Source organism: Geomonas agri (genome assembly GCF_020179605.1).
Lineage (GTDB): Bacteria > Desulfobacterota > Desulfuromonadia > Geobacterales > Geobacteraceae > Geomonas > Geomonas agri.
Genome location: NZ_JAINZO010000001.1, coordinates 1,176,324 through 1,189,417, shown reverse-complemented (window position 1 = coordinate 1,189,417; position 13,094 = coordinate 1,176,324). Strand labels below are relative to the sequence as shown.

Genomic DNA, 13,094 nt, shown 5'->3' with positions numbered 1-13,094 from the left:
TATATTCTAAGCGGCGCCGCGGCGTCGCGCATACCACTTGGCCAGCTCAAGGACCGGGACGATCGATCCCGAAGCAAGAATGATGAGCCCCCAGTCCGGCAGTGTCAAGGAGAAGGTGCCGAAGGGGCGGTGCATGGCCGGCAGGTAGACCACCACCAAAAGCAGACAGATCTCCCAGAGGACGGCGCGGTTCAGCCACCTGTTGGCGAAGGGGCGCCTGAAGATGGAATCGCGGTCCGAACGGAAACTATAGGCGTTGAAAAACTGGATCAACACCAGCGACACGAAGGTGACCGTCATGGCCTCGGCATCGGAACACCCGGATGCGCGGGCCCAGGCGAAAAGTGCCAGGTTAACCAGCGCCGACCAGGCTCCCCCCACCAGGATCAGCGTCACCACGGTACGGCGGAAGATCCCCCGTGACGCGTCCCTGGGGGGACGGCGCATCAGGCCGGGTTCGGCGGGGTCGACCGCGAGCGCCAGGGCAGGGAGACCGTCGGTGGCCAGGTTCACGTAGAGAATCTGCACCGCGCCCAGCGGCAGTGGCAGCCCCGCCAGCATAGCGCCCATCATCAGGCCGATTTCGCCGGTGTTGGAAGCGAGCAGGTACATCAGGTACTTCTTTATGTTGTCGAAGATCGCCCGCCCCTCCTCCACCGCGGCGACGATGGAGGCGAAGTTGTCGTCGGTCAGGGTCATGGCGGCGGCCTCCTTGCTGACCGCGGTGCCGGTGATCCCCATGGCGATGCCGATGTCCGCCTTCTTGAGCGCTGGTGCATCGTTAACACCGTCGCCTGTCATGGCAACCACCTCGCCCTGCTTTTGCAGCGCGGCGACGACCCGGAGCTTGTGCGCCGGGGAGACCCGCGCGTAGACGCGGATGTCACCAACCTGACGCTCCAGGGTCGCGTCGTCCATCCGCTCCAGCTCGGCGCCGGTGATGACGCACCCCTGGTCTAAAAGCCCCAGCTCCCGCGCCACGGCAGCGGCGGTGACCGGATGGTCCCCGGTGATCATCACCGGGCGGATGCCGGCCTCGCGGCAGACTACGATGGCGGCGCGGGCCTCGGGACGGGGAGGATCGATCATCCCCACCAAGCCGAGGAAGGTCATGCCACTCTCGGCCTCGGCGCGGTCGGTGTCGTGCTTGCTGGCAATGGCCAGTACGCGCAGGGCCCCGGTGGCCATCTCGGCGGCGGCCTTGGCGATCTCCTCAAGCGACGCCTGGTCAAGCGGGCGCTCCCCCTCCACAGTCAACTGGGTGACGCAGGCGGAGAGGATCACCTCGGGGGCGCCCTTGGCGCAGGCGACCAGGGCCGGCCCCTCAGCGTGCAGTGTCGTCATCCGCTTGCGCTCCGAGCTGAAGGGGATCTCGTCCAGGCGCGAATAGCGGGCGGCAAGCTCGGCCTGGGACAGCCCCGCCTTGGCCGCGGCCACCACCAGGGCCGCCTCGGTGGGATCCCCCTGCGCCGTCCAGCGCCCGGCAGCCTCGTCCCAGACCACCCTGGCATCGCACGCCAGCACGCCCACGCGCAGCAGCTCGACCAGCGCCACGCTCGGTAACTCCACCCTTCCCTGTGCGGAGAAATCTCCTTCCGGGGCGTAGCCGGCGCCGGAGAGCTCGTACCATTGATTGGCACAATACAGGCGACGCACCGTCATCTCGTCCCTGGTGAGCGTCCCGGTTTTATCCGAGCAGATCACCGTGGTGCTTCCCAGGGTCTCCACAGCCGCTAGGCGCCGCATCAGGGCGTGGCGCTTGACCATGCGCTGCACGCCCAGGGCGAGCGAGATGGTGACCACGGCGGGAAGGGCCTCGGGTACCGCCGCAACGCCGAGGGCAATTCCGAAGAGGAGCATCTCTACGAACGCTTCGCCGCGTAGCAACCCGGCGACGACAATGACGCCGACCGCGACCAGGGCGGCACGTGCCAGAAGATTGCCGACCCGGTCCAGGTTTTCCTGCAGCGGGGTCCGGCTAGTCTCGATGCCGGTAATCATCCTGGCGATGCCGCCAAACTCGGTGTGCATAGCAGTAGCGACCACAATCCCAGCGCCACGGCCGTAACTCACTACCGTGCCGGCGTAGACCATGTTGCCGCGCTCGGCAAGCGGTGTGTCCTCATGGAAGATCAGCGCGGCCTTTTTGTCGACCGGCAGCGACTCACCGGTCAGCGCCGCCTCGTCAAGCTGGAGGTTGAAGGCCTCAGTGAGCCTTACGTCGGCGGCGACCCGGTCGCCGGGGCGCAACAGGAGCAGGTCGCCCGGCACCAGGTCCCGAGCCGGCACCGTCACCTCGGTCCCCCCCCGCAGTACAGCAGCATCGGGCGCCGCCATGCGTCGCAAGGCCTCAAGGGCCCGTTCCGCCCGGTACTCCTGCCAGAATCCCAGCAGTGCCGCGAAAACGACGATGACCGCGATGGTGACCGCCTCGACGGCATGGGCGAGCAGTGCCGAGAGGAAGGCGGCGATGAACAGGATGACGATGAGGACGTTTTTGAATTGCCGGAAGAAGACAGGCCAGGGCGAGAGCGGCTGAGCGGCGGTCAGTTCGTTGGCGCCGAAGCGGTTGAGCCGTAGCGCCGCCTCGGCAGGGTCGAGCCCCTCCGCACCTGTTTCAAGGCGGAGATAGAGTTCGTCCGGCTCGAGGCTGTGCCAAGGGGGTTGAAGCTGCGCTGGCTGGTCAGGGCGGTTGCGCTGGCGTATCCCCGGTGCAGTCACGGCTGCTCCTCACGCACGAACATGCGGCGGCAGACTACCTGATGCCCGGACGAATCACCTGTCCGGGGCTAACGAAGGAAATCCCCTGGCCTGAAGTGGCGCCTATCATGACCGATTCGATGATCGGCGCGTTGATGGTGCGGTCGGACTGCCACTTCACAATGAAATTGGCGCCGAAGCCGCCCGCCACGTCCTTTTCCTCGATGTGGACATAGGTGCTAGCCAGCGGCGCCAGGGAGAGCGGCTTGTCCTGGTAGCGGCGCAGGAGTTTGCCACTGGTATCGTAGTAATCGATGGCGGTGATGCGCAGCCAGGAATCCATGTCGGTGTTCCTGATGCTCAAGGTGGCGGCCAGTTGGTACGGCAGGCTACGCGGGCCGCTGAAGACGTTGGAATAGACCGGGACGTACACGGTCTGCCCTTTGGAAAGGTGGACCTGGTCCGACGCGGACCAACCGGATACCGGGACGGCTAGCAGGGCGAACAGTATTAAAGATGCGGCAAGACGCATGACTTCCTCCATTTCAGGCAATGACCGGAGCAGTATAGCAGGCGTGGCCGGGGGCTAGCGGTTCAGAAATGGAACCAGGCCACGTACGAGATCCATGGCAAAATTCACCCCGGCCAGTGCGCCCAGCGTCCCAACCGTACCGCACGCCAGGGACACCAGGATGTTTCGGATCTTCCATGCGGCGGGGATGAGGCTGAAAGACATGAGCAGGTAAAGGAACAGGGTGAGCAGGTGCGCGCTAAGGCGCAAGTTGGCTGCTACGCTGAATCTGTCCACCACGGTAAGTGCGACAGCGATCGCTGCGGCACGGAACAGCATCCCTCTTCCATCGCTTCTGAGCGCCGAACGAAAGACGACGATCCAAACAATGGCTTTAAATAGAATAGCAAAAAAAATCATGAAAGCTCCCTGTCGCTGCAATTTTGTAGCGTGATCTCATAGCGTAGATGTAGCAAAGTAACATAATTCGTAACATCATAGTTATGTAAAGGATAACGTGGTATTATCTAAACCTTTGCGATCCAATGACGGTATCGACCTAGCGTCGAGCGGCAGGTGCCACACCTGATTCAAACAAGGCTCTTCGGCGCCCTCTCAGCCGAGAGACAGAGACCGGCGCTGCTCCGCTCTTGATTAGGTTTTCCCTTGACAAGAAAGGCTCCGGCGAAAGATAGTGATCCGATGTCTACAGAACCCGGGGCAGTCGCGTGGGCCCGGCAGCGCGCCCGCAAGTACCAGCAGCCCCAAGACTATAGGTGACCAAGAATTATGTACAACGGCAAGGTAATCATTTGCGACGACGAGGTCGAGATCCTCAGGTACCTGAGCAAGATTCTATCGGCCAAGGGGCTGGATCTCGAGGTATTCAGCTCCGGCACCTCCTTGATGAACTGCCTGGAAAACCGCGGACTTGATGACGGCGACCTGATGCTCCTTGACGTGAAGATGCCCGACCTGGACGGCCTGGAAATACTGCAGCGCGTGAAGCGGATGAAGCTGGACGTCCCGGTCGTGATGATGACCGCCTACGCCTCCATCAACTCAGCCATCGAAGCGATGAAACTGGGGGCCTACGACTACGTCACCAAGCCGTTCCCCAAGGAAAAGATCTTCGGCATCCTGGAAAAGGTGCTGGAGCGCAAGGAACTGCTCAAGGAAAACAGCGCCCTCAAGGACGAACTGGGCATCCCGTCCGCGTCCACACCACTTATCTTCAGCTCCGAGACCTTCCGACGGGTGCACGACATGGCCATGCTGGTGGCCCAGAGCGAGTCCAACGTGGTAATCCTCGGGGAATCAGGCACCGGCAAGGAGCTGGTGGCCAGCCTGATCCACAATAACAGCCCGAGGGCCAAGGAACGCTTCCTCACCATCAACTGCGCCGCCCTCTCCGATACCTTGCTGGAAAGCCAGCTCTTCGGCCACGTGAAGGGGGCCTTTACCGGCGCCATCACCGCACAGAAGGGGCTTTTGGAGGCGGCCAACCACGGCACGCTGTTCCTGGACGAGGTGGGCGACATGAGTCCGGCCATCCAGGCGAAACTCTTACGCGTGCTGCAGGAGGGGGACTTTATCCCCGTCGGCGACACCAAGGCAAAGAGCGTCGACATCCGTTTTCTGGCGGCGACCAATAAGGATCTCGAGGAGGAGGTACGTCAGAAGCGCTTCCGCGAGGACCTCTTCTTCCGGCTCAACGTGATCTCGCTGCACCTTCCCCCCTTGCGGGACCGCGGCGACGACATCGAGCTTTTGGCGCGACACTTCCTGGCCAAGTACTCGGCACGCATGAAGCGCGACATCAACGACTTCACCCGCGAGGCGATGCAGCTTTTGAAGTCGTACAACTGGCCCGGTAACATTCGCGAGTTGGAGAACGCCATCGAACGCGCCGCCATCCTGACCCGCGGCAACACCATCACAGCCGAGACCCTTCCGGTCTGGCGCACTCCCCCCGAGCTTCCCGAAACCAGGCAGGACGGCGGCAAGCGCCTGGTCTCCCTGGAGACCGTGGAGCGCGAACACATCCTGCACGTCCTCAAGGCCTCCGGCAACAACAAAAGTCGCGCCGCCAAGATCCTCGAAATCGCCAGGCGTACCCTGGACCGAAAGATCGAGGAGTACGGCCTTGAAGACGAGGGCGCCCGCTGATGCTCAGGCGTTTCCCGATCCGGGCCAAACTCACCGTCGGCTCTGTCGCCCCACTCTTCGTCGCCTTCTTCATCTGCTCCCTGGCCGGCCTCTACATCATCAACGACAAGATCGCCAGCCAGGCCCAGGAAAAGGTGCGCACCGACCTCAACTCGGCGCGCGAGGTGTACCGGAACGAGCTTGAGCATATCCGGGAGTTGATGGACCTCACCGCGACCAACCCCTACAACGCCAACTCCATCGTCGCCGGCGAAAAGAACATCCAGTCCCTTTTGCGCAGCCGCATGGAGACCAAGCACCTCGACATGCTCACCGCGGTCGACGCCTCCGGACGCGTGCTTTTCCGCGCTCACAGCCCGCAGCTCAAAGGGGACCGACAGTCCTCCTACTTCGTGGAGCAGGCGCTCAAGGGGATCGCGGTAACGGGAACCACCGTACTCACGCCTGAGGAACTAGGCAGAGAGGGAATCGCCCTCACCAACCGCGCCACCATCCCCCTCATTTCCACCCCGCACGCCCGCCCGCGCGCCGACAAGACGGAACGTTCCGGGATGGTCATGGTCTCCGCCTTCCCGCTCAGAAACAATTCGGGCACCGTGATCGGCGCGCTCTACGGCGGTATCCTCCTCAACAACAACAACGCCCTGGTGGACAAGATCAAGGAGATCGTCTACGAGGGGGTCCAGTTCAAGGGTACCGACGTCGGAAGCGCCACCATTTTCCTCGGAGACACCCGCATCGCGACCAACGTGCGCACCACCGACGGGGCCAGGGCGATCGGCACCCGGGTCTCGGAGCAGGTCTACAAGCAGGTGATCCAGGAGAAGAAGAAGTGGATTGACCGCGCCTTCGTGGTGAACGAGTGGTACTTCAGCGCCTACGAACCGATCATCGACCTGCGAGGCAAGGCAATCGGCTCCCTATACGTCGGCATGCTAGAGAAGCCGTACACCCACATGCAAAAGAGCGTCAACTCGATCCTGTACCTGGTGCTCTTCATAACCTCGCTGATCGGCATCGCGGTCTCCGGCTTCATCGGCACGCTCCTGGCGCGCCCGATTAAGGAACTGGAGAAGCTGGCGCACCGGGTGGCCCGCGGCGAGCGCGACCTGCAGATCGAGGTGCAGTCGACCGACGAGGTTGGCGACCTGGCCGAGGCCTTCAACCTGATGACGCGGGCGCTCGGGCGCCAGGAGGCGGAGATCGGCCTGTTGCACCGCGCCCTGGAGCTGAAGATAGAGGAGCGCACCGCCCAGCTTTCGGACAAGACCAAGCTCTTGGCGCAGACCCAGGCCGACCTGGCGCGCGCCGAGAAACTCGCGGACCTCGGCATCGTCGCCGCCGGCGTGGCGCACGAGATCAACACCCCGCTGGCCATCATCCGCGGCAACACCGAGGTGCTGGAGATGTGTCTCCCCAACGAGCACCCCAACCGCGAGGAGGTCGAGATCATCAGCCAGCAGACCGAGCGGATGGCCAAGATCGTGGGGAACCTGTTGACCTTCGCGCGCCAGAAGTCGCTCAACCAGCGCCAGTTCATGGTGCACGAGGTTCTGGACGACATCGTGACACAGATCAGACATCAGGTTCCCATGGATGCGGTCTCGGTGAAATGGGAATACGACATGAATCTGGGGCCGGTCACCGGGGATACCGACCAGTTGCGCCAGGTATTCAGCAACATCATCCTGAACGCGGTACAGGCCATGCTCCCCGACGGCGGGACGCTCCGTCTCACCACCCGCCAGCACGGTCCGGGCAACGGCTGCATCGTGGAAATCCGCGATACCGGCAAGGGAATATCGCCCGAGCACCTGGAGAAGATCTTCACCCCCTTCTTCACCACCAAGGACACCGGTACCGGCCTCGGCCTCTCGGTCTCCTACGGCATCGTCAAGGACCACGGCGGTGACATCAGGGTGTCGAGCACCCCAGGAATGGGGACCTGCTTCGAAATAGAGCTGCCGGGGGTGGACCCGCTCGCCCCGGCAGAAAGCGAGCACTGACGCTGCGGCAGCTACAGCTTCCCGTGCGCATTGCCACGACTACAGACATACCCAAAAGGAGCACGACATGAACATCGAGTGGACCAGTGACCTGGCCATCGGCGTGACCGAGATCGACGAACAGCACAAGGAGATCTTCAGGAGGTTCGACCGCCTGCTGACCGCTTGCAACGAGGGGAAAGGCAACGAGGAAGTCCTCAAGCTGTTGGTCTTTCTCGAGGACTATGTAAAGGAACATTTCGCAGCTGAGGAGAAACTGCAAAAGGGGAGCGACTATCCCGACTATCCGGCGCACAAGGCGCAGCACGTCGCATTTATCAACGACGTCGACAAACTGACCCGCTCTTTCCGCGATGAGGGGGCCACCCTCCCCCTGGTGATCCAGACCAACCGCACCCTGGCCAACTGGCTGATCCAGCACATCAAGAAAGTGGACACCGCTTTCGCCAAGTACCTGCGCGAGAAGTAAAGCGGCGCTGTACCCTGCACATGCTGAAGCAACAAAAAAGGTCCCCCTCGGGCAACGAGGGGGACCTTTTCATTTGTGAACGTGAGCAGCGCTTGAATCGGAATCGGGTGGATCAGGACGGTTTCTTGGCCTCGGACGCCCCCTCGGGTTTGCGGGCGCCGTCCTTGCCGTGCCGGAAGGACTTCCGGTGCCGGGACCGATTGCGCGGACGATCACCTGCCGCCGGTTTCGCCTGCTGCTGGCCGGTGCCCTTTTCCTTTTCCTTTTGGGGCTGACTCTTCTGCGGCTGATCCTTTTGCTGCTGCTCCGGGCGGTTGGGTGACTTGAGCCGGGCGATCAGGTCGCGCGCCCAATCGGCATCGCCGTCGCAGCACTCCTTGGCCACGTACTGCAGATCCTCCGGGGTGGTCTTGCTCGACTTGATCTTGAAAAGACGTTCGATCAGCTCGCGGGACCAGTAGTACTCCCGGATGTATTTCTTGCCGTCTATCTCGTCGTAACTGTAATCGGTGCAAGGTATCACGCTCTTCAACCACTGCGGTGTCACCTTGAGACGGGCTGCGGCCGCTTCTTTTTCGTGGTGATCGTGGTCCTGTTTCTTGCGCACGATGTTGCCGCCGGCCTCCTTCTCCCCGATGACCGGCGCCGCCTGGGCCTGATGCACCAAGTGCTCAAGGTACCGGGCCAGGTCTTCCAGCGCTGCGACACTGAGACGTGAAATGGGTGCATCGGAGCGGTAGATGACTCCGGGCCGATCGACGCGGAAGTCGACCGTCGGTTCGTCGTCCCCTTCCTGGACACCGACGGAGACCTCCAGGTCGAAAGAACCACTCGCCAGCTGCTCGGCGAGATCACCCTCGACAACGTCCAGGATTAATCCGGTCAGGCTCTCCTTGAGCGTCCCTTCTTCGACCCGGAAGTAGGCATGACCGTGGAGCTTGTCGAGCTGATCACTAACTTTTTGCAGATGTTCTGAGGTCATGATGAAATACCCACCCTACCATTCATTGTATTTCTCTTGGCAGACGCAATGGGCTGCGCGCCCGCCGCTTGGCAAAGCACTACCCTAGCACAAGCTGGTGCAAATCGCATACATCAAATTGGCAGCCGGCGCGAAGCAGTGGCAGAGCAGCACCCGTTTCATGAGGTACCGAAAATAAAGGACGTCGTGAATAAAGTCGTGAGGGCGAAAAAAATGGGAGCCTGAACAGGCTCCCGGTTACCACTAACTGCAGCTAACTTCAATTACCAGATAACATTTGCGGCCGTTACGGCCGTCACATCAAAAACTACAGGTCTCCATAACACGAGAAAGAAATATTAAAAGAATATTGCATTCACCACATTACATCAATCCATGACAATGCATCACACTAAACCATTGCAACCGATACAGAACAATGCATGACAAGCAATTACAGCATCACATAAAGGTACAGATCAGGCAGCCAGCGCCTGATACAACTGTGCGGGGAGAAACGGCTTGCGCAGGAACGTGCTTCCTTCGCTACGTAGTTCCTGGGGCGGAGTCTCGAACTTGGAGTACCCCCCGCTACAGAACACGATCCGCGTGCTGCCGCCCATGTCGCGGATCTCGCGCGCAGCTTCGACGCCGGTCATCAGCGGCATGTCGATGTCCATAATGGTGACGTCGGGGCGATGCTCGCGATACTTCTCGACTGCCTCGACACCGTTGGCGGCTTCGGCCACGATGACGTGCCCTTCCCTCTCAACCATGAAACGCAGCATATGCCTGATATCTGCTACGTCATCAACTATCAGGACCCTTCTCTTCATTTCACACCCCAATGCATTCAATTGAGTACTGACCGCGCCGAGTGGGCATTTGACCACAATATTTGCCTAAAACGTGCCCAAATTGTGCAAAATTCGAACATATGTCGGCGACCAAACCGATTATTAAAAATCAGGCCGCTGATCCAGCGGCCAACTCCGAGAAATCTTTGTTGATTTCTGCCTTCCCGGAAGAGTGAAATTAATCCGACCGTTAGCAGGTGCGACCGCGCGCGGCGAAGAAATCCACAAATCCGCCGCTAGCAGCCCAGTCTTTACGCCAAATCCCGTCCACCCCTGCGCTAAATGACGTAGGGCGTGAGGCAACATGACCCACTTGTTCAACAGGAAAGTCTCCTCTTGCTTTTGCAAGGGATATGATTAGAATTTGCTAAGCAAAATTCTAGGGGGCAGCACTGTACCGGTGTGAAACTGAACCAAGGGCGTGAAGCGATAACACGACAAAAGGAGGACTGAAAATGGAGAGGTTATTGTTGACCAACGACAGCTGGGGAGGAACGATACTAAGAGTGGGACTGGGGCTCGTGATGTTTCTACATGGTGCACAAAATCTGCTAGGATGGTTTTGGGGACTGGGTTTTGAGCCGGCTATGGCTGTCATGACCACACAGATGGGGATGCCGAAAGTAGTCGGAGTTCTCATCATCATGACCCAGTTCTTCGGAGGTATGGCACTAATGCTGGGAGCCTACGTTCGTATCGCAGCCGCTGCTGTGATCATGGTGATGCTGGCGTCACTTGGGGTCCTCAACTACGACACCGGTTTTTTGACCACGTGGAGCGGCAAACAGCTGTCGCCGGGTGTTGAATTCCAGCTGCTCGCCATCACGGTGGCGGTGAACATCATGATCTTCGGTGCCGGCCGATGGTCCATTGACCGTGCACTGGAGAGCCCGCGCAGCAGGATCAGCCGCGAACGCGCTGCGAGAGAGGCGGAGTTGACCGTTCAGCCCCCCTCGCACCTGTGAGGCGCACCAGCCCACAAGGAGGATGACCATGGTGAAGTTCTACGATGCCAAGAGCGAAGCCGAATTGGCCCGCGTCGAGGCGGTGCTGAAACAGGGCGGGGTCGAGTATTTCGTGACGGGCCTGGCCAAGGAAGATGTAAGCGGTGAAATCGCAGTAGCGGAGGAAGACCTGCCCAGGGCAGAGGAACTGCTCCTCAAGACGAAGTGAACCTGGCTCCGGGCCGCCAGCTACCCGAGCGGGCGGTCCGAATGAGCATCGGCAGTAAAAGCCATCACACCTTCTACCCTGATCTCGAGCCTCCACTGCACCTGCGGCAGTCCGGCAGGCTCGAGTTCAGGGGCATATCCATTCAAGACCGCGGTGTCGGTCGCCTTCTCCACCTTCCCCACGAACTGGTAACCATTTCCTGTATCGTCGGCAACCACCACCGAGACGTGCGGGTTCTCCTTCAGGTTCTTCATCGTGGTTGGGCAGAACCAGGACTCGAACACCAGCCTGTTCGGCTCGAACAGGACGATGCCCCTGCCTGCCGCAAGGTGCGGATGGCCGCCGGTATCGCTGCTGGCTACGAAGGCATATCCCACCCGCTCGGCCAGTTCCCGTATCTTATCGGTGATCATGTTGACGTACCTCCTCTTGCCAAGGCGGATCAGCCGGCGATGCCAGCGCATCCTGATCGGCCACCTGCGCGAGGGATGACGGTTCCTGCCGCCGGGAGCGCCGCTGCGTTCACCAAGAAGCCGCATCGCTTGCGGGACCGCTGCTTTCGTCAGCCTGACTCTGGATCGCATCCTCGTTTCTCCTTGGGATCAATCTTTCCGTCAGCCCCCCTTGATTTAACCGTGCGTCAGCATTACGTTCTTTTAGCACTGGGAGAAAAATAGTCAAGGAAGGGGCCTGGCCGCCTTTAAAGCGAGCCAACGGCAGGTAAAAGCAACATGGAGCGACAGGGAGAAGAGACCTGCGATGCAACATCCCCTTTGTTGATGACGGAGCGGGAAGGATCTGACATACTGCCCGGCATGACCGAGGAGCAGGAACATAGCGTAGAGCCCCAGGACGATTGGCGTATCGTTCCGGTCTGGCGGGTGGAGGAGCGGGGGCGCAAGCTGTCCCTGCGCCAGGCCCGCCTGTGGGCGCTGGTGCTGGAGTCGCGTTTCATCGAGTGCAGGCTGGAGCCGGGACCGCGCGGATGGCAGGTGTGGGTCGCACCGGAGAACTACGACGCCGCCTGCCGGGAACTGAACCTCTACGTCGAGGAGAACCGCAACTGGCCGCCGTTTTTGCCGCCGGTGCACCCCATGAAGGAGAACACCCTACCGACCCTTTCCATCCTGGTTCTCTTGGCCACCTTCCACAATCTGACCAACCTGGACCTGAAGGTCCTCGGCCACTACCCCGTCGACTGGCTCGACATCGGCAACGCCCATGCCGGCCTCATCCTCAAGGGGGAATGGTGGCGCCTGGTGACGGCACTGACCCTGCACGCCGATGCGCTGCACCTTGTCAGCAACCTCGCCATCGGCGGGGTCTTCATCGTCTACCTCTGCCGGGATCTGGGCTCGGGGATGGCCTGGACGCTGCTCCTCGCGTCCGGCGTCTGCGGTAACCTGGCCAACGCCTACTTCCAGCTTCCCAGTCACACCTCGGTGGGCGCCTCGACGGCCGTTTTCGGCGCGGTCGGCATCCTGGGCGCCCTCACCATGATGCGCTACCGGCACCACTTGCGCAGGCGCTGGCCGCTTCCTATCGCCGCGGCGCTGTCGCTACTGGTACTCTTGGGCACTGAAGGGGAAAGGACGGATTTGGGCGCTCACCTCTTCGGGTTCATGTTCGGCTGTCTGTTCGGGTTTGTCGCTGAACTGCTGGTGGGATACGTGGGCAGGCCGGGACGTCTGGCCAACGCTCTGCTCGCGCTGGCCAGCGCCTCGGTGGTGCTTTACGCCTGGTGGCTGGCCATAAGCCAGTCCGGCTGACGGCTAGTCGTGGCCGCGACCATGACCGCGGCCGCCGCCATTGCCGTGTCCTCCTCGTTCCTTCTTCCATTGACCATACGGGATGTGGCGTTCCCTGCCGTACATCTCGCGGTACTCCTTCGGCACTCGGTACACGGGGCGCGGTACCGAACTGCGTGACACCATGCGCCACGGCCCGTCATAGTCGCCGGCCCGATACCAGCGGTCGCCGCGCGGCGACCACCAATAGCCGCCGTAGAAAAAGATGTCAGCTTCGAACCCGGGCGCGAAATAAACCCTGGTCCCCGGCACCATGACCATGGCCGACGGTGCGCCAATCACTATTGGCGGACCGATGTTGATGCTGAGGTTTACCTCTGCCGCAGCAGTACGACCACTGAGGCCGATCAACAACAGCGCCACGAGGATCAGAAAAGTTCTTTTCATAACTCCTCCTCAACCATTACAGGTTTCCTCTCCAGCCCGCATTTGTTTCATCT

At 61.0% G+C, this 13,094-nt stretch carries 13 protein-coding genes; 6 read left to right on the top strand and 7 right to left on the bottom strand.

Features of this window, described 5'->3' with window-relative positions:
• Window positions 1-6 precede the first annotated feature (6 nt).
• Genes K7R21_RS05170 through K7R21_RS05160 form a run of 3 tightly spaced genes read right to left on the bottom strand, consistent with a single transcriptional unit; the run spans window position 7 to window position 3,631 of the window.
• A complete protein-coding gene (locus K7R21_RS05170) occupies window positions 7-2,721 on the bottom strand; it encodes a cation-translocating P-type ATPase (RefSeq protein WP_224982210.1) in 2,715 nt (904 codons plus the stop codon).
• A 34-nt stretch (window positions 2,722-2,755) separates the two neighbouring features.
• A complete protein-coding gene (locus K7R21_RS05165; RefSeq protein WP_224982209.1) occupies window positions 2,756-3,232 on the bottom strand; it encodes a DUF3124 domain-containing protein in 477 nt (158 codons plus the stop codon).
• A gap of 54 nt (window positions 3,233-3,286) precedes the next feature.
• Complete coding sequence (locus K7R21_RS05160; protein WP_224982208.1) at window positions 3,287-3,631, bottom strand: hypothetical protein; 345 nt, start codon at window positions 3,629-3,631, stop codon at window positions 3,287-3,289.
• A gap of 369 nt (window positions 3,632-4,000) precedes the next feature.
• Here K7R21_RS05160 and K7R21_RS05155 point away from each other — a divergent pair, with 369 nt between their 5' ends.
• The 3 genes from K7R21_RS05155 (at window position 4,001) to K7R21_RS05145 (ending at window position 7,855) form a co-directional block, all read left to right on the top strand.
• Window positions 4,001-5,380, top strand: coding sequence for a sigma-54-dependent transcriptional regulator (locus tag K7R21_RS05155; RefSeq protein ID WP_224982207.1), 1,380 nt, complete (start codon window positions 4,001-4,003; stop codon window positions 5,378-5,380).
• Window positions 5,380-7,386 (top strand): cache domain-containing protein, encoded by a 2,007-nt coding sequence (locus K7R21_RS05150; RefSeq protein ID WP_224982206.1) that lies wholly within the window; start codon window positions 5,380-5,382, stop codon window positions 7,384-7,386. The genes K7R21_RS05155 and K7R21_RS05150 overlap by 1 nt, the downstream gene beginning before the upstream one ends.
• A gap of 67 nt (window positions 7,387-7,453) precedes the next feature.
• The gene (locus K7R21_RS05145) at window positions 7,454-7,855 is read left to right on the top strand and encodes a bacteriohemerythrin (RefSeq protein ID WP_224982205.1); all 402 of its coding nucleotides are present in this window, start codon (window positions 7,454-7,456) and stop codon (window positions 7,853-7,855) included.
• Window positions 7,856-7,967: 112 nt separating this feature from the next.
• Here the strand turns inward: K7R21_RS05145 and K7R21_RS05140 are convergent, their stop codons facing one another.
• Together K7R21_RS05140 and K7R21_RS05135 are read right to left on the bottom strand one after the other, a co-directional pair.
• Window positions 7,968-8,837 (bottom strand): type 2 periplasmic-binding domain-containing protein, encoded by an 870-nt coding sequence (locus K7R21_RS05140; RefSeq protein ID WP_224982204.1) that lies wholly within the window; start codon window positions 8,835-8,837, stop codon window positions 7,968-7,970.
• A gap of 458 nt (window positions 8,838-9,295) precedes the next feature.
• On the bottom strand, window positions 9,296-9,652 hold the full coding sequence (locus K7R21_RS05135; protein ID WP_224982203.1) for a response regulator transcription factor: 357 nt from the start codon (window positions 9,650-9,652) through the stop codon (window positions 9,296-9,298).
• A 476-nt stretch (window positions 9,653-10,128) separates the two neighbouring features.
• Here K7R21_RS05135 and K7R21_RS05130 point away from each other — a divergent pair, with 476 nt between their 5' ends.
• Both K7R21_RS05130 and K7R21_RS05125 read left to right on the top strand, forming a co-directional pair.
• The gene (locus tag K7R21_RS05130) at window positions 10,129-10,638 is read left to right on the top strand and encodes a DoxX family protein (RefSeq protein WP_224982202.1); all 510 of its coding nucleotides are present in this window, start codon (window positions 10,129-10,131) and stop codon (window positions 10,636-10,638) included.
• Window positions 10,639-10,666: 28 nt separating this feature from the next.
• Window positions 10,667-10,846 carry a putative signal transducing protein gene (locus K7R21_RS05125; RefSeq protein WP_224982201.1) on the top strand — a complete coding sequence of 60 codons (180 nt, stop codon included), beginning with the start codon at window positions 10,667-10,669 and terminating at the stop codon, window positions 10,844-10,846.
• Between the two features lie 20 nt (window positions 10,847-10,866).
• Here K7R21_RS05125 and K7R21_RS05120 read toward each other — a convergent pair whose 3' ends face one another.
• Window positions 10,867-11,430, bottom strand: coding sequence for a pyridoxamine 5'-phosphate oxidase family protein (locus K7R21_RS05120; protein ID WP_224982200.1), 564 nt, complete (start codon window positions 11,428-11,430; stop codon window positions 10,867-10,869).
• Between the two features lie 147 nt (window positions 11,431-11,577).
• On the opposite strand from K7R21_RS05120, the gene K7R21_RS05115 reads away from it, so the two are divergent.
• Window positions 11,578-12,615, top strand: a complete 1,038-nt coding sequence (locus K7R21_RS05115) for a rhomboid family protein (protein ID WP_224982199.1) — start codon at window positions 11,578-11,580, stop codon at window positions 12,613-12,615.
• A gap of 3 nt (window positions 12,616-12,618) precedes the next feature.
• On the opposite strand, the gene K7R21_RS05110 is transcribed toward K7R21_RS05115, so the two are convergent.
• Window positions 12,619-13,041 (bottom strand): hypothetical protein, encoded by a 423-nt coding sequence (locus tag K7R21_RS05110; protein ID WP_224982198.1) that lies wholly within the window; start codon window positions 13,039-13,041, stop codon window positions 12,619-12,621.
• Window positions 13,042-13,094: the final 53 nt, after the last annotated feature.